At 27.0% G+C, this 15,978-nt stretch carries 15 protein-coding genes; 14 read left to right on the top strand and 1 reads right to left on the bottom strand.

Annotation, left to right across the window (positions count from 1 at the left end; genetic code table 11):
• Positions 1–7: 7 nt before the first annotated feature.
• From purH to ACTQYZ_RS04185, 13 genes are all read left to right on the top strand, one after another.
• Positions 8–1,549: a bifunctional phosphoribosylaminoimidazolecarboxamide formyltransferase/IMP cyclohydrolase gene (gene purH, locus ACTQYZ_RS04125; protein WP_441022912.1), complete on the top strand. Its 1,542-nt coding sequence runs from the start codon at positions 8–10 to the stop codon at positions 1,547–1,549.
• A 14-nt stretch (positions 1,550–1,563) separates the two neighbouring features.
• The gene (gene purD, locus ACTQYZ_RS04130; RefSeq protein WP_441022914.1) at positions 1,564–2,814 is read left to right on the top strand and encodes a phosphoribosylamine--glycine ligase; all 1,251 of its coding nucleotides are present in this window, start codon (positions 1,564–1,566) and stop codon (positions 2,812–2,814) included.
• 5 nt (positions 2,815–2,819) lie between these two features.
• The gene (locus ACTQYZ_RS04135) at positions 2,820–3,710 is read left to right on the top strand and encodes a ComEC/Rec2 family competence protein (RefSeq protein ID WP_441416074.1); all 891 of its coding nucleotides are present in this window, start codon (positions 2,820–2,822) and stop codon (positions 3,708–3,710) included.
• A 2-nt stretch (positions 3,711–3,712) separates the two neighbouring features.
• Positions 3,713–3,895: a DUF3006 family protein gene (locus tag ACTQYZ_RS04140; RefSeq protein ID WP_441022918.1), complete on the top strand. Its 183-nt coding sequence runs from the start codon at positions 3,713–3,715 to the stop codon at positions 3,893–3,895.
• A gap of 17 nt (positions 3,896–3,912) precedes the next feature.
• Positions 3,913–4,713 carry a hypothetical protein gene (locus tag ACTQYZ_RS04145; RefSeq protein WP_441416075.1) on the top strand — a complete coding sequence of 267 codons (801 nt, stop codon included), beginning with the start codon at positions 3,913–3,915 and terminating at the stop codon, positions 4,711–4,713.
• Between the two features lie 14 nt (positions 4,714–4,727).
• On the top strand, positions 4,728–5,804 hold the full coding sequence (locus tag ACTQYZ_RS04150; protein WP_441022921.1) for a metallophosphoesterase family protein: 1,077 nt from the start codon (positions 4,728–4,730) through the stop codon (positions 5,802–5,804).
• Positions 5,805–8,255 (top strand): ATP-binding protein, encoded by a 2,451-nt coding sequence (locus tag ACTQYZ_RS04155; protein WP_441022923.1) that lies wholly within the window; start codon positions 5,805–5,807, stop codon positions 8,253–8,255.
• 14 nt (positions 8,256–8,269) lie between these two features.
• Positions 8,270–9,355, top strand: a complete 1,086-nt coding sequence (gene mnmA, locus ACTQYZ_RS04160; protein WP_441022925.1) for a tRNA 2-thiouridine(34) synthase MnmA — start codon at positions 8,270–8,272, stop codon at positions 9,353–9,355.
• A gap of 69 nt (positions 9,356–9,424) precedes the next feature.
• Positions 9,425–9,925, top strand: a complete 501-nt coding sequence (locus ACTQYZ_RS04165) for a hypothetical protein (protein ID WP_329384127.1) — start codon at positions 9,425–9,427, stop codon at positions 9,923–9,925.
• A 20-nt stretch (positions 9,926–9,945) separates the two neighbouring features.
• Positions 9,946–11,094, top strand: a complete 1,149-nt coding sequence (locus tag ACTQYZ_RS04170) for a M20 metallopeptidase family protein (protein WP_441022927.1) — start codon at positions 9,946–9,948, stop codon at positions 11,092–11,094.
• A 96-nt stretch (positions 11,095–11,190) separates the two neighbouring features.
• The gene (locus ACTQYZ_RS04175; RefSeq protein WP_441416076.1) at positions 11,191–12,684 is read left to right on the top strand and encodes a ComEC/Rec2 family competence protein; all 1,494 of its coding nucleotides are present in this window, start codon (positions 11,191–11,193) and stop codon (positions 12,682–12,684) included.
• A 36-nt stretch (positions 12,685–12,720) separates the two neighbouring features.
• Positions 12,721–13,731 carry a DNA polymerase III subunit delta gene (gene holA / locus ACTQYZ_RS04180; RefSeq protein ID WP_441022931.1) on the top strand — a complete coding sequence of 337 codons (1,011 nt, stop codon included), beginning with the start codon at positions 12,721–12,723 and terminating at the stop codon, positions 13,729–13,731.
• Between the two features lie 12 nt (positions 13,732–13,743).
• Positions 13,744–14,589: a histidinol-phosphatase HisJ family protein gene (locus ACTQYZ_RS04185; RefSeq protein ID WP_441022933.1), complete on the top strand. Its 846-nt coding sequence runs from the start codon at positions 13,744–13,746 to the stop codon at positions 14,587–14,589.
• Positions 14,590–14,613: 24 nt separating this feature from the next.
• Here ACTQYZ_RS04185 and ACTQYZ_RS04190 read toward each other — a convergent pair whose 3' ends face one another.
• Positions 14,614–15,243 carry a GNAT family N-acetyltransferase gene (locus ACTQYZ_RS04190; RefSeq protein WP_441022935.1) on the bottom strand — a complete coding sequence of 210 codons (630 nt, stop codon included), beginning with the start codon at positions 15,241–15,243 and terminating at the stop codon, positions 14,614–14,616.
• A 114-nt stretch (positions 15,244–15,357) separates the two neighbouring features.
• On the opposite strand from ACTQYZ_RS04190, the gene ACTQYZ_RS04195 reads away from it, so the two are divergent.
• Positions 15,358–15,969 carry a TetR/AcrR family transcriptional regulator gene (locus ACTQYZ_RS04195; RefSeq protein WP_441022937.1) on the top strand — a complete coding sequence of 204 codons (612 nt, stop codon included), beginning with the start codon at positions 15,358–15,360 and terminating at the stop codon, positions 15,967–15,969.
• Positions 15,970–15,978: the final 9 nt, after the last annotated feature.

Here is a 15,978-nt window from a genome sequence, read left to right on the forward strand (position 1 = left end):
GAATATAATGATAAAAAGAGCACTTATAAGCGTTTCTGATAAAACAGGTATTGTAGAAGTTGCCAGAAAATTAGAAGAAATGGGTGTAGAAATTATATCTACAGGCGGTACAAAGAAAGCACTTGAAGATGAAGGTGTAAAAGTTATTTCTGTTGAAGAAGTTACAGGTTTCCCAGAATGTTTAAACGGAAGAGTTAAGACTCTTCATCCTGGAATCATGGCTGGTCTTCTTGCAAAAAGAGATAATGAAGAACATATGCAACATCTTTTCGATTTATCAATAGAACCTATTGATATGATTATCGTAAATTTATATCCTTTCAAAAATACAATTTTAAAAGAAGGATGTACTTTTGAAGATGCTATTGAAAATATAGATATTGGCGGACCTACAATGCTTAGAGCTGCTGCAAAGAATTTCCAAGACGTTGCGGTTGTTATTGACCCTAAAGATTATGATGTTGTATTAAAGGAACTTGAAGAAAATGGAGAAGTTTCTTATGATACAAAATTAAATTTAGCTAAAAAAGTCTTTATGTCTACAAGTTATTATGATACATTAATAGCAAACTATTTAAGAGAAAAAGTTGGAGATGATTCATATCCTGAAACTCTTACTCTTTGTTATGATAAAGCACAAGATTTAAGATATGGAGAAAATCCGCATCAAGATGCTGTATTCTATAAAGAAGTTCAACCTATGAAAGGTTCTCTTCCATTAGCAAAACAACTTCATGGTAAAGAACTTTCATATAACAATATAAATGATACAAACGGTGCTTTGGAAATATTAAAAGAATATAATGACGAACCAACAGTTGTTGCCGTTAAACATTCTAATCCTTGCGGAATAGCAAGTGATGCTTCTATTTCAAATGCATTTAAAAAATGTTATGAGGCAGATCCTCAATCTATCTTTGGTGGAATTATTGCTGCAAACGAAGAAATTGATAAAGAAACTGCTACACAAATCAGCAATATCTTTATTGAAGTTGTTGTTGCTCCAAGTTTCAGCGACGATGCAATTGAAATTTTAACAAAGAAGAAAAATATCAGATTATTGGAATTAGCAGATATTAAGTTCAATCAAGATGGCAAAGATATTAAGAAAGTAATGGGTGGTCTTTTGATGCAATCAAGAGATACAAAACTTCTTAGTGATGAACTTAAAGTTGTAACAAACAGAAAACCAACGGATAAAGAAATGCAAGATTTAATATTTGCATGGAAAGCCGTAAAACATACAAAATCAAATGCTATTTCTTTAGCAAAAGATAAAATATTAGTAGCAAACGGCCCTGGACAAGTAAGCAGAATTTGGGCACTTGAAAACGCAATAAAACAAGGCGGAGAAAGTGTAAAGGGTTCTGTTTTAGCGTCTGATGCATTCTTCCCATTTGATGATTGCGTAAAAGCAGCTCATGAAGCGGGAATAACTGCAATTATTCAACCCGGTGGTTCAATAAGAGATGAAGATTCAATAAAAGCATGTAATGAATATGGCATTGCCATGGTATTTACAGGCATGAGACATTTTAAACATTCGTAAAAGGAGAATTAAGAATGAAAGTATTAGTAGTAGGTTCCGGTGGTAGGGAACACGCATTAGTTTACAAATTAAAGGAGAGTCCTCTTGTAACAGAAGTATTCTGTGCTCCTGGCAATGCCGGTATTGAAAGCATTGCTGAGTGCGTAGATATAAAAGTTGACGATATTGAAGGACTTAAAGAATTTGCAAAAACAAATGAAATTGGGCTTACTGTTGTAGGTCCGGAACTACCATTAGTCATGGGTATCGTTGACGAATTTGAAAAGGAAGGTCTAAAAGTGTTTGGTCCTAATAAACAATGTGCTGCTTTTGAAGGAAGCAAGGGCCTAACAAAGAGATTCCTTGAAAAATATAAGATACCAACAGCTAAATATTTAGAAGTAACAACATATGAAGAAGGTGTTAAAAATCTTGAAAAATTCGGATATCCGGTTGTTATAAAAGCAGATGGTCTTGCTGCCGGAAAAGGTGTAATTATTTGCGAAAATAAAGAAATGGCAATGAATGCACTAAAAGAAATTATGATAGATAAAGTTTTTGGCGAATCAGGAAACAGTGTTGTTATCGAAGAATTTTTGACAGGTACGGAACTTTCTACTTTATGCTTTGTTGATGGGAATAAAATTATCCCTATGGAAAGTGCCAGAGACTATAAACCTGCATACGATAATGATGAAGGTTTAAATACAGGTGGAATGGGTAACTACTCACCAAATAAAATTTTTGATGATAAACTTAACGCAAAAATAAGAACAAAAATCTTAGATCCTATTATTAATGGATTTAAGAAAGAAGAACTTGATTATAAAGGTGTTTTGTTTATTGGTTTAATGGTTGATAACGGAGAACCAAAAGTTCTTGAATTTAATGTACGTTTTGGAGATCCTGAAACACAAGCAGTTATGCTTAGACTTGAAAGTGACCTTGCAAATATTATGTTAAATACTGCAGATGGTATTTTAGAAGAAGAAGATATTGTATGGTCTGATAAACCTTCTGTTTGTGTTGTTATGGTATCAGGAGGATATCCAGAAAGTTATGAAAACGGAAAAGTTATAAAAGGACTTGAAAATGTAAGTAATGATGTTATTGTTTTCCATGCAGGAACAAAAAAAGACGGCAATGACATTGTTACAAACGGAGGAAGAGTTCTAAATATCTGTGCTGTTGGAGATACTTTAGACGAAGCAAGAGAAAAGGTATATAACGAAGTAAACAAAATTACTTTTGACGGTGCATATTTTAGAAACGATATAGCAAGGTAGTAGAAGTGTCAAAAATAAAAAAACTTTTAAGCATAGTTGTACTGCTTATAGTGATACTTGTATCATTTCTTACGGGTGGATTTGAACATCTATCAAACTTTATAGGAAATGATTATTTAATAGATATTGAACCGGGCAGTACTTTGGTTGAAGCTATTGATGTTGGACAAGGGGATGCTTTTTTAATAAGCAACGAAGAATATGGAAATATCTTAGTAGATACAGGTGAGACAGATCATGCACAAGATTTGGTTTCCCATTTGAAAGAAAGAGATATTGAAAAGATAGATTATATTATCATTACTCATCCACATGCTGATCATATTGGAGGAATGTGTGATGTTTTGGATAATTTTGAAGTAGGAAAAGTCTATATGCCAAAAATGTCGCATACTACTTCTTCATTTAAAAACATGGTATCAAAAATGGAAGAAAAAAATCTTTATTTTACTGAAGCAAAAAGTGGAGTGGAGATAAAATTAAGTGATACTGATAATATAAAATTTATTTCTCCTACAAAAGATATGGACCTTGATGATTTAGATAACTCTGATGCAGTTTGCGTATTAAATACAAATGGAAGAAAAGTTTTGTTTACCGGAGATATTTTTGAAGAAGCAGAACTAAAAATAATGAATAAAATTGGTAAAGTTGATATCTTAAAAGTTGCTCATCATGGCAGTTATAAATCTACCAGTGATGAATTTTTAGAAAAGATACAACCTACATATGCAATTATAGGAGTAGGAGAAGATAATAAATATTCCCATCCTTCAACTGAAACATTAAATAGGCTTGAACAACATGATGTTAAAGTATATAGAACAGATTTAGACGGTAATATTGCATTTATTATAGATAAAAACGGAAGTATTAAAGTTTATTCGAGTAAGTGATTATGATAAAGGGAATAATTGACAGATTTGAAAATGATAAAGTTGTAATAGAATTTGAAAATTTACAAATAGGTGTTTTACCTAAAAGTCTTTTTCATGAAGAGATGAAAGAAGGCGACGAAGTGCTTTTAAATATTGATATAAAGCATAGTAAGAAAATTGATATAGATAAACTATTTAGGTAGTTTTAAGAGGAGAATTTATGAGCGAATATTATATGAAAATGAAAGAGCTTATCCAAAGATTAAAAGTTGATGGATACAGCATAACAGGAAGAATGATAAAGCATTATATTGATATAGGAATTTTGCAAAAACCTTATTATATTTGTGCAAACCAAGCTTTGTATGCCGATTTTCATTATATAAGATTAAAAAGAATTTTATCAAATAAAAAAGCAGGCAAGAGTATTGCCAAAATAAAAGAAGAAATTTTTAAAGAAAATGAAGAACTACTTTCAAAAGCTACCGAACAAAATATGGATACTTCCGATATGAATGAGATTTGTAAGAGGTTTGGTGCAGTTGAACAAGAAGAAGCCATGCTTACAAAATTAGAAAGAAAGTCAGAAAAAACTTTTTCAAAGGTTGATGTACTTGAAAAATTGGACAGTGACGGAAGTATATTGGATCTTGCAGTTGATACGGGAGTTTTACAAGATAAAGAGTCTTATGATAGTTATGAGTTATATATCTTAACTTGTGTAAAAAATCTTATTAAGGTAAAAAAACAAAATAAACGTGTCAGTGGTCAGCTTATTGAAAGAATAAGTGAAATTTCAAAGATAAATACGATCGCAAATGATTTGGCATACTTAATAAATTCAGATAAAGATAATTCATGGCTTTACACATACCTTATGGAAGCTATTCTTTTAAGTAAAACAGAAAGAGAAACACAAAAGGAAAACAAGATAAAATCTTTAAAAGAAGAGAATGATTATAAGTACAAAGAAGCTTTGGCTGCTTTGGAAAGCATGGAATATGATAAAAAATTTGAATGATAGGACAATGTAATATGAAATTTATACACACAGCAGATTTGCATATCGGAACCTCTTTTCTTTCATCTTCTTTTGATAAAAGCATTGCAAGAGAAAGAAGAGAGGATCTGTTTAAAGCATTTAATAAAGTTATTAAAGCCTGCAAAAAAAGAGAAGCTGATATTCTCTTGATTGCAGGTGATTTGTTTGAAGATGAACTTGTAAGAGCAAGTGATGTAAATAGAATAATAGACGGATTTAAAATGATTCCTGAAGTAAGGGTTTTTATTGTTGCGGGTAATCATGATTATTTACATGAAAAATCTTTTTATAATTTACTTTCTTTTCCGGATAATGTCACTATTTTTAATAGTGATAAATTGGAAAAAGTTGAATTAGAAGACTTAAATATTTGTATTTATGGATTAAGTTTTTTAAAAAAATATTATAATGAAGATATTTTAGAAATACCTAAACTTGATAAAACAAAAACTAATATATTACTACTTCATTGTGACTTACTAAATCCAAATGGAAATTATTTACCTGTAAGTAAATCAAAATTAGAAAAATCAGGTTTTGATTATTGTGCTCTTGGGCATATTCACAAATCTGTTAAATTATCAAATAATTCTGTTTATCCTGGTAGTCTTGAACCTCATGATTTTTCAGAAAAAGGTTATCATGGATATATTTTTGGGCAAATAGAAGATAAAAAAGTTTCTGTTAAATTAATAAAGAACAATGTTAAACAATTTGAAGATTTAAATGTTGATATAACAGGAATTGACTCTTTAGAAGAAATTGTAAATTTAGTTAAAGAAAAAGCAAATGGAAATATTGATAATTTCTTATATAGAATAAATTTACAAGGAACATTAAGCGAACTTGTAACCATAGATGATATTAAAACCAGATTAAATGAAGAATTGTATTATGCAGAAATAATAGATAATACTTCTGCAGATTATTTCTTGCCTAAAATTCATACCGAAAATAAGGATAATATTATAGGTTTATATATTGATGCATTAAAAGGAAAAGAAAACGAAATTGATATTGAAGCTTTGTATCTTGGTCTAGATGCACTTCTGAATGAGGGGTCCAAATAGATGAAAATAAGAAAATTAGGCATTAAAAGTTTTGGTAAATTTAAAGATAAAGAAATAAAATTTGAAGATGGTTTAAATGTAATATATGGTAACAATGAAGCAGGAAAATCAACTGCTCATAAATTTATTCAAGGGGTATTTTTCGGTTTCTTTAAGCCTTACAGCAAGAATAAAATTTATTCTTATGAATATAAAAAATATAAACCATGGAATAGTGATTTATATAAAGGAAGCTTAGAGTTTAATATTGGAAAAAGAGAATATAGAATTGAAAGAAATTTTGACAAACAAAATGAAGAATTTAAGTTATTTGATAATATAACAGGTGAAGATTTAACAGATAAACTTCCTTATGACGCATCAACAAAACAAAGAATTATTTCTCCTGTTATAAAACTAAACAGTGTATTATATAATAATACAATTTCAATTTCTCAGCTTGGAAATAAAACAGAAAAAGATTTTAAAAGAGAAATAAGCGAAGCATTGGCTAATTATGAAAAAGGGAATAATAATAAAATTTCTGTTAATAAAGCCATTGATTATTTGGAAAAGCAAAAAGCTTTAATAGGAACAAGAAAACAATCAAAATCAGAGTATGGAAGCAGTGTCATTAAACTTGAACAACTAAAAAAATCAAGAGAAGATGCCATTAAGGCAATGGAAGAAAACAGAGAATATTATTTGGAAGCAAATAAACTTGAAAAAAGACTAAATGAACTTTTAAATAAGAAAAAAGATATTCTTAGAAATATAAATGATATTGCGAGAAATAAGGAAAAAATAACATATTTTAAATATAAATCTGTTGAAGCCGATAATGAGAAGATAAGACAAAAAATTGAGGAATTAAAAAAATATAAAAATATAAACAATGATTTATATACAAAGTTTTTAAATTTATATAGTGAAAACAAATCTTTACAAGAACAAATTGACGATTTAAGAAAAAAACAAGAATATGTAAATAATGCTTTAAAAAGTTTAGATGATGAAAATAAAGAAGTAAATAAAGAAACAAAAGGTAAAGATTACAATAAAATTATTTCAGATATAGAAATATTAAAAGACAGGCTTGGTAATATTGAAAGACTTCAAGGCAGACTTTCAGAAAAAAAAGATGTTAAAGTTGAAAAAGATTATTCTGCTAAATCTACTACAAATAAAGTTATAAATATAGTTTGTGTAGTTATGGCAATAATATCTGCATTTATGCTTGCATTTAGCTTTACAATAAGCAAATCTTTATTACTTTATTTCTATATAGCACTTGGTGCAACCGTAATATGCTTAATTATGAAGCTTGTAATACTTAGTGTATATAAAGAAACATCAAAGAAATTTGAAAAATATGATACATCTTTAATTAGAACTCAAAATATGATTGAGTTAAATGAAGTTGAAATTAACAAAATTCTTAATGATTACGGTGAAGAAGATCCTCATAAGTTAATTAAAATATTGGAAGAAAAAAGTGTTATTGCAAAAGAATTTTCTTTTAATCAAAATAAACTTGAAAAATATAAAATGGACTTAGAAGATTTTGACGGAACAAATAAAATATTAGAAGAGAAAATAAGCAAAAATACTTATAAGATGAATGAAATATTAATAGAAAATAATATTTCAAATGTTGAAGAGTTTAAAGAAGCTTTAGAAAAAAGAGAAGAATATGACAGACTAATAGATAGATATGAAAGTAACAACAAATTACTTTTAAATATCATTGACGGAAATGATATCGATGCTTTAGCTAAAAAATTTGAAGGCGAAGATATTGATGAAAATACTTTAAACTTAGTTAAATCTAATAATGGAAACATTATAGATGATGATGTTGATGTGATCAATGATGAAATAACAAATGTATCTGCAAAGTTATCTAGAATAAACGGAATACTTGAAGAATCAAATTCTTTCAATGAAAATTTATGTGTAATTAATGAAGACATAAATAAATATGAAAAAAGAATTAAAGAATTTGAATTTAAACTTCTTGCAATTGAAAAGGCTATTGATACAATTAATAGTATTTCAAAAGATATCCATACAAATGTTGCACCTAAAATTAACGAAACATTAGGACAGATTATGTCTAAAATCACAAATGGTAAATATTCTACTGTAAAAGTTGATGATAATATGGACGTTATGGTGCTTGATGAAGAAAGTGGACAAATGGTTGATGCTGAAACATTAAGTTACGGAACAATTGACCAAATATATCTTGCTCTTCGTTTTAGTATCATTGATAATTTGCTTATTAAAAGTACTATGCCTATTATATTGGACGACTGCTTTATTCAATATGATGATTACAGGTTAAAAGAAGTATTGTCATACTTGGCATCAGTATCAGATGAAAAACAAATTATTATGTTTACATGTCATACAAGAGAAGAAAAAGCTCTAAAAGAATTAGGTATAAACTATAATAGAATAGTTTTATAAAAGGAGAAGTATAAGTGGAAAAAGTTGTAATTGGTATGAGCGGGGGAGTTGACAGTGCCGTAAGTGCATATCTTTTAAAAAGACAAGGATATGATGTAATTGGTTTATTCATGAAAAATTGGGATGAAACTGATGAAAATGGCGAATGTACAGCCGAAGAAGATTATGATGATGCAAGAGCTGTATGTTTAAACATTGGTATACCTTGTTATACCGTTAACTTTACAAAAGAATATTGGGATAATGTATTTACTTATTTTTTAGATGAATATAAAAAAGGAAGAACACCTAATCCCGATGTATTATGTAATAAAGAAATAAAATTTAAGTGTTTTTTAGATTATGCAATGAATGTTCTTGATGCAGATTATATTGCAACGGGACATTATGCTAAGGTTGAACATACAGAAAACGGAACAAAACTTTTAAAAGCAAAAGACCAACATAAAGACCAAACGTATTTTCTTTCTTTATTAAGTTCAAAACAGCTTGAAAGAGTTATTTTCCCAATAGGAGATTTGGAAAAATCACAAGTAAGAAAAATAGCTGAAAGAGAAGGTTTTAGAAATGCAAAGAAAAAAGATTCTACCGGAATATGTTTTATAGGAGAGAGAAATTTTACAAATTTCCTACAAAATTATTTGCCTAATCAAAAAGGTGATATGATTGATATGGACACCGGAGAAAAGAAAGGTGAGCATATAGGTTTAATGTACTATACTTTAGGACAAAGAAGAGGTCTTGGTGTAGGAGGATGTGGAAGCGGAGAAAGATGGTATGTTGCTGATAAGGATTTAGAAAATAATATATTATATATTGTTCAAGGAGATAAAAATCCTAAATTATATAAAAATGGCTTTATTGCCACAGATGTAAATATGGTTTCTGGAGAGTTTCCTGCTAAGAAATTTAGATGTGATTTAAGATTTAGACATTTACAGCCTTTAAAGAAAGTAACGGTTGAAGTTTTGGATGAAAAAACAGTAAAAGTTATTTTTGATGAGGAACAAAGCGGCGTTACTCCGGGACAAATCGGTGTGTTCTATGATGGGGATGTATGTTTAGGTGGAGGAACAATAGATAAGTTAATTAAATTTTAATAAAAATGTTTTAAAATATTCTTATCTATATGATACAATATATCACAAATAAATATGAGGTACGATTATATGAAAACAACAAAAAAAATATTAAGTATTTTAATTACTACTTTATTACTTTTTTCTCTGTTCGGTTGCGGTACAGAGCCTAAAGAACATTCAACTGATTTTTCAGATATTGAAAACAAATGGACACTTGATAGTATTTATGAAGATTCTCATGCGAAAAAGATTTCAGATGAAACAAAAACAGATATGGTTCTTGACGAATCTTCAATGGTTGTTACCGTTACAAAAAAAGAAGGTTCACCTACAACTACTACATATACAATAAGCGGAGTAGCTGATGGAAAATTTACTGCAACAAGCGGTGATGGGACTATAGAATATACTTTTAATTACGATCCTGGCGCCAATTTATTACATTTATATAATACTGATTCAAAAGGAAGAACTGTTCATACTGTTTATAGAGAATATTCAGAAACTCTTCCTTGGGCAAATGAAGAAAAAACAGATGAAACAAAAACAAATACAGAATCAAATACTGATGAAACAAAGACAGAATAATTTATATCTTGGAGAAAAAAATGTTTGAACAGATTAAAGAAAAATATTTTGAAGAAATAACAAAAATAAGAAGAGATTTACATCAAATTCCAGAAGAAGGATTAAAGGAGTTTGAAACAAGCAAATATATAAAAACTTATCTTTCAAACTTAGGTTTTAAATACGAAGAAACAGCTAGTACCGGTGTTTTATGTTTTATAAATGCAGGCAGCAAAGAAACTTACGCATTTCGTAGCGATATGGACGGGCTAAGTATGGAAGAAAATAATGATATTGATTTTAAAAGTAAACATTGTAATATGATGCATGCTTGTGGTCATGATGGCCATATGGCTATACTTCTTGTATTTGCAAAATATTTATCAGAAAATAAAGATAAACTTAAAAAAAATATATTGTTGATTTTTCAACCGGCAGAAGAAGGACCTGGTGGAGCAAAACTTATTATTAATGAAGGAAAATTAAAAAAATATAATGTTAAAAATGTTTTTGCTCTTCATCTTAGTCCAAACATCCCAAAAGGGAAATATTCATCAAAACCTTATGGCTTCTATGCTGCTTCAACAGAATTTACTGTATTTATAGACGGTAAAGCTTCACATGGAGCTGCTCCTCATAACGGAATTGATTCTATAGTTATTGCAGCACAATATATAAATGGAATTCAAAGTATTGTGAGTAGAAATATTAATCCAATTAAAGAAGGACTTGTTACAATAGGTACTATTAAAGGTGGAGATAGAATTAATATTATTGCCGAACACGTTGAAATGGAAGGGACAATAAGAACACTTGATAAAAATACTTATAATATCATAGATAAGAGAATGCATGCATTGGCTGATGGATTAAGCGAAGCTTATGGCTGCAAAATTACATATGATTGGAGACCTTTTTATGGCGTAACTTATAATGATAAAGAACTTTATGATAAGGTTGTTCCTGCATTTGGTGATGATTATATTTTGGGTGATGCTATTTTAAGTGCTGAAGATTTTTCTTATTATAGTGAGGAGGTTCCTTCATTCTTTTATGAACTTGGTATAAGAGAAGAAGACAAGGGATATGTAAATCCTCTCCATAGTGTTAATTTTAATTTTGATGAAGAAAGTTTACTTTATGGAGTAATGGGAAATATTAATATTTTAAAAACATTATCGATAATTTAAAAGGGTATTTATATACCCTTTTTTATTTTTTTAAGAAATTTATTAATATTTATGTTAAAATTATTAATAACGAATTAAAAAAAAAGGTAGATATTTATGGATATTAAAAGACCGGCAATAGTTCTTTTTTTATATGTTTTATGTTCTATAATATTAGCATATTTACAATGTCCTATTTTAATTTATATTTTAGGGCTTGTTTTGTCGTGTCTTGTTTTATTTAAACTTTTTCCTAATAATTCTTTGAGAGTTATTTTTATTGTTTGTATTATTTTTGGACTTATTACTTTTGTTCATACAAATTATAAACTTAATTATAATAGTGAATTAAATCAATTTGCAGAAAAAAATATTACATTTACCGCAAAAATTGTTAAAGCACCTGTCTATAAAGAAGATAAAACACAGCTTTATGTCAAAGATATAAATATTTTTGATGAAGGAAAAACTGTACATATAAAAGATAAAGTATTAATAAACGTTTATTATGACTATCATACATATAATGTTGGAGATTATTATAAATTTACAGGTAAGGTAAAAACTCCAAAAGCTTTTGATGATTTTGATTATAATTTATATTTAAAAACGATAGGTGTTTATAATTATATAAATGTAAATACAAATAAAGTTGAATTTAATAAAAGTGGACATCTAATTTTTTATTTAGATAAAATTTTTGAACTAAGAGATAGTTTTAAATTAAATTTACTTAAAAATATTGATGATGAAGAAAATGTAAATTTAATTATGGGTATAATGTTCTCAGATAAAAGTTTAAGTGAAGAAACTACTGAAGACTTTAATGCTGTTGGTTTAAGTCATGTACTTGCAGTATCAGGGTTGCATGTAGGACTTATTTATGGTGTTATTTTATTTATAATTTCTATGTTTAATATAAACAAAAAATATAGAGTATTTATTGTTGCACCGATATTATTTATGTATGTTATGCTTGCGGGTATGTCTGTTTCAGCTCTTAGAGCAATGTTTTTGTGTATTTTAAATGAGTTATTATCCTTGAAGCATGAAAAAGATAATGATGCTTTTAATAATATATTTGTAATAGCGATAATATTACTTATGATTAATCCTCTTAATTTATTTAATGTAAGTTTTTTATTATCTTTTAGTGCTGTAATAGGTATTATATTACTTGCACCGGTAATACAATTTAAAATTCTTGAAATGTTTTATGAAGAAAGCAGGTTTAAGAAAAATATTGTAGGTTTATTTTCTGTAAGTATATCTGCATATTTATTTACCATACCTATTATACTTAATTCATTCGGTACGGTTTCTATTATAAGTATTATAGGTAATTTATTAATTGTACCTTTAATGGCACCTATAATGATAATAGGTATTGTTGGAGGATTATTTGGTAATTTCTTGTTTGGAATGTTCCTTCTTCATTTTTTAAATATCATTTTAAGTATTATTAGATATATTATTTCTATACTTGCAAGTTTTCCTTTTGCTACGGTTAGTATAGAAAATATGAGTGTTGTTTTTATAATTTTATATTATTTTGTTCTTCTGTTGTTAAGCGGATATATAAAAATCCCAATTAAACATAAAGCAGGGTAATGATGACATAATAAAAAAGATGATAGGAGAAAAATTATGGATTATATAAAATTAAATGAAAATATAAGAAAGAAAAATTTTAAAAATATATATTTATTTAATATTAAAGAAGATTATATTGCAAAAAAAATGCTTGAAAGTTTAAAAAATAATTTACTTTCAAAGGAATATGAAGCATTTAATTATTCTGTATTTGATGATAAAAAAATTGATATAAATAAGGCTATTGAACTTTGTGAAACTTTACCTATGCTGGATAATTACAGAATGGTTTTTATTAAAAGTGAGAGCATAACAAATAAAGATATATCAAAAAAATTTAGCGACTATATAAAAGATATTCCTAAAACTACAGTAGTTGTAATATGGATTAAGGGTTCTTTAGATAAAAGAACAGCTTTATATAAAACCATAAAAAAATATGGTGATATAGTTGACTTTGATAAATTTAAAGCTTATGCACTTGAATCATGGGTTAGAAAAAAATTAAAGGAAAACAATATTATTCTTACAAATGATGCTGTTGGATATTTTATAGAATCAAGCGGATATTTGGTTGATGAAAGTAAAGTTGATTTAGGTTATTTTGAAGGTGAAATAAAAAAATTATCAAGTATAAATAAAGAAAAAATAGATATTGATGAAATTAAAAAAATTATAAGTGTAAATATACAAGATGAAATTTTCAAATTGACTGATGCGTTAAGGGATAAAAATTCAGATTATGCTTTTAAGCTTTTGCATAATTTAAAATATAATGATGTAAAATTTATGCAGATACTTGGTGTTGTTGTAAGAAATTTTGAAAATATGTATATATGTAAACAGTATATAAAAAAAGGTAAAACGGAAAATGATATAGTAAAAGATTATTCTCTTCATCCATATGCAGTTAAAATGGCAAACATTTCTTCAAAGAAATATTCTTTGAATGAAATTCACGTTTTTCTTGACTTATGTTTAGACTTAGATTATAAAATAAAAATAGGAGAGATAAGTGAAAAAGATGCCGGAATTATATTGGTAGAAAAGATATCTAATAGATAGGGGGTATAAAAGATGTATAAAGTATCACTTCATAATCATACGAATTTAAGTGACGGTAAAGATGAAATGGAAACATTAATTATTGAAGCAATCAACAGGGGTTTTACTCATTTTGGTATTACCGATCATGTTTGTACATATAATTATGAAAATCATTCTTTAAAACCTGAAAAATATAATGAATATGTTGATAAAATAAATGAATATAAAGAAAAATATAAAGATAAAATAGAAATATTTGCCGGAATTGAAAGTGAAAGATATGGTAAAAGCGGATATTTAATGAGTGATATTTCTGGTATTAGAGATAGACTAGATTATATTGTAGGTTCTGTTCATTTAACTAATGCAAACGGAATAATGGAGCCTGTTGATGAGTTATGTTCTACTTTTAGAAAATCATTAAAGAGAAGTTATGATAATGATGCAAGAAAATTTGTAATGGATTATTATGAAAATTATTATAACAATTTATGCGAATTAAAACCTGAAGTTGCAGGGCATATTGATTTGATTAAAAAAAATAATATAGACGGTATTTTCTTTGACGAACAGAGTAAGTGGTATAAAGACTTAGTATCAGATGTTCTCGATAAAGTAAAAGAAATTGATGCTGTTTTAGAATTAAATACCGGTGGGGGATATAAACATGGTGTAAGAAGTTTGTATCCATCAAATGAAATTATCAAAATGGCAAATGATAAAGGAATTAAATTTACTATGTCATCTGATACTCATAATTTGGAAATGCTTGATCTTCTTTATAATCTTGGAATAAGCAGATTAAAAGCTGCCGGCGTAAAAAAATTATATACTTTTTCTAATAAAGAGAAAGGATTTATTTCTTTTGAAATATAAAAAGGACTTTTTAAAAGTCCTTTTTTAAGTTAATTTTTTTGTGTATATAAAATATGTTTCAGGTTCTTTTTTGAAATAAATATTTTTTGAACTTTCTCTTTTGAATCCATTATGGTCATAAAAACTATAATCACATGTTGTGTCAGTAAAAAGATAAAATTTATCTGCATTATTTTCTTTCATATAATTATAAAAAGAATTTAATAATTTAGATCCTAAACCTTTTCCTTTTATATTCTTGTTTAATGCAAAAAGAACCAGTTCTCCATCTGTATCTGTATTTAAATTATTTAATAGTTCGTTGTTTACTTTTGCTATTTCTTTTTCTGATTTTAAAGCTTTTATACCGCCTTTAATAAGTATAGTTTTTAAACAGTGTAATATTAATTTTACTATGTATGTGGTATTGTTTTTTAATTTATAACATTTGTTTATTCTTCCAAGAATTATTCCTACAACTTTATTTTTATAAATTGCAACGTTTGAGAATGTTTGACGATAAAGAAGTTCATACATAAAAATTGAACTTATTTCATTTGCAACTTCTTCATTTTCTCCATAGTCTTTTTTTATCCATGTATCATAAAGTAAGTTTTTTATCTGGGGTAAATCTTCATCTTTTAGATTTCTGATTGTAATTTCTTTTTGTTCCATATATCCTCCTGTTAGCATTATAGCATAAAAAAATATTATAAAAAAGATATCTCAAGGCTTTACAAAAATAGTCAATAATATATACTTTTATTAGATATGTATTAGGAGTAATAAATGATTAATGAAAAATTTTATGAGCTTGAAAAAGAAAAACAAGATAAAATAATAAATGCTGCTATTGAAGTATTTGCAAAAAATGATTATAAAAATGCCGTTACGGAAGAAATTGTTTATAAAGCAGGAATATCAAAAGGTTTGCTTTTTTATTATTTTAAAAATAAAAAAACTTTGTATTTATTTTTAATAGATAATATAATAAAAATAATTGAAAAAAGAATTAAAAAAGATAAAATAACTCAAATAAAAGATTTTTTTGAATTAATGAATTATGCCGCAAAAATAAAGTTAGATTTAGTAAAAGAAAATCCATATATATTCGATTTTTGCATTAGAAGTTATTATTGCAGTGATAAAAATATCATCAGTGAAATAAAAAAACTTATTGTTGAACAATTTAATGAATCATATGATAAATATTTTTATAATATAGATGTATCAAAATTTAAAGATAAAAATGATTTATTTATGATATATAAAATTTTTATTTGGATTATGGATGGATATTTGCATGAAAAATTAATGAGGGATGAAGAAATTAAATCTTCTGATATCATTTTAGAATTTGATGAAATTATGGAATTATTAAAAAAGTATTTTTATAAATAAATTTAATTA

The organism is Anaerofustis sp. LCP19S3_F7 (assembly GCF_052119445.1).
Taxonomy (GTDB): domain Bacteria; phylum Bacillota; class Clostridia; order Eubacteriales; family Anaerofustaceae; genus Anaerofustis; species Anaerofustis butyriciformans.

Bases quoted from the DNA above. Each gene is read 5' to 3' on its own strand.
- purH (WP_441022912.1), top strand. From the start codon at position 8: ATGATAAAAAGAGCACTTATAAGCGTTTCTGATAAAACAGGTATTGTA.
- purD (WP_441022914.1), top strand. From the start codon at position 1,564: ATGAAAGTATTAGTAGTAGGTTCCGGTGGTAGGGAACACGCATTAGTT.
- ACTQYZ_RS04140 (WP_441022918.1), top strand. From the start codon at position 3,713: ATGATAAAGGGAATAATTGACAGATTTGAAAATGATAAAGTTGTAATA.
- ACTQYZ_RS04145 (WP_441416075.1), top strand. From the start codon at position 3,913: ATGAGCGAATATTATATGAAAATGAAAGAGCTTATCCAAAGATTAAAA.
- ACTQYZ_RS04150 (WP_441022921.1), top strand. From the start codon at position 4,728: ATGAAATTTATACACACAGCAGATTTGCATATCGGAACCTCTTTTCTT.
- ACTQYZ_RS04155 (WP_441022923.1), top strand. From the start codon at position 5,805: ATGAAAATAAGAAAATTAGGCATTAAAAGTTTTGGTAAATTTAAAGAT.
- ACTQYZ_RS04165 (WP_329384127.1), top strand. From the start codon at position 9,425: ATGAAAACAACAAAAAAAATATTAAGTATTTTAATTACTACTTTATTA.
- ACTQYZ_RS04170 (WP_441022927.1), top strand. From the start codon at position 9,946: ATGTTTGAACAGATTAAAGAAAAATATTTTGAAGAAATAACAAAAATA.
- ACTQYZ_RS04175 (WP_441416076.1), top strand. From the start codon at position 11,191: ATGGATATTAAAAGACCGGCAATAGTTCTTTTTTTATATGTTTTATGT.
- holA (WP_441022931.1), top strand. From the start codon at position 12,721: ATGGATTATATAAAATTAAATGAAAATATAAGAAAGAAAAATTTTAAA.
- ACTQYZ_RS04185 (WP_441022933.1), top strand. From the start codon at position 13,744: ATGTATAAAGTATCACTTCATAATCATACGAATTTAAGTGACGGTAAA.
- ACTQYZ_RS04190 (WP_441022935.1), bottom strand. From the start codon at position 15,243: ATGGAACAAAAAGAAATTACAATCAGAAATCTAAAAGATGAAGATTTA.
- ACTQYZ_RS04195 (WP_441022937.1), top strand. From the start codon at position 15,358: ATGATTAATGAAAAATTTTATGAGCTTGAAAAAGAAAAACAAGATAAA.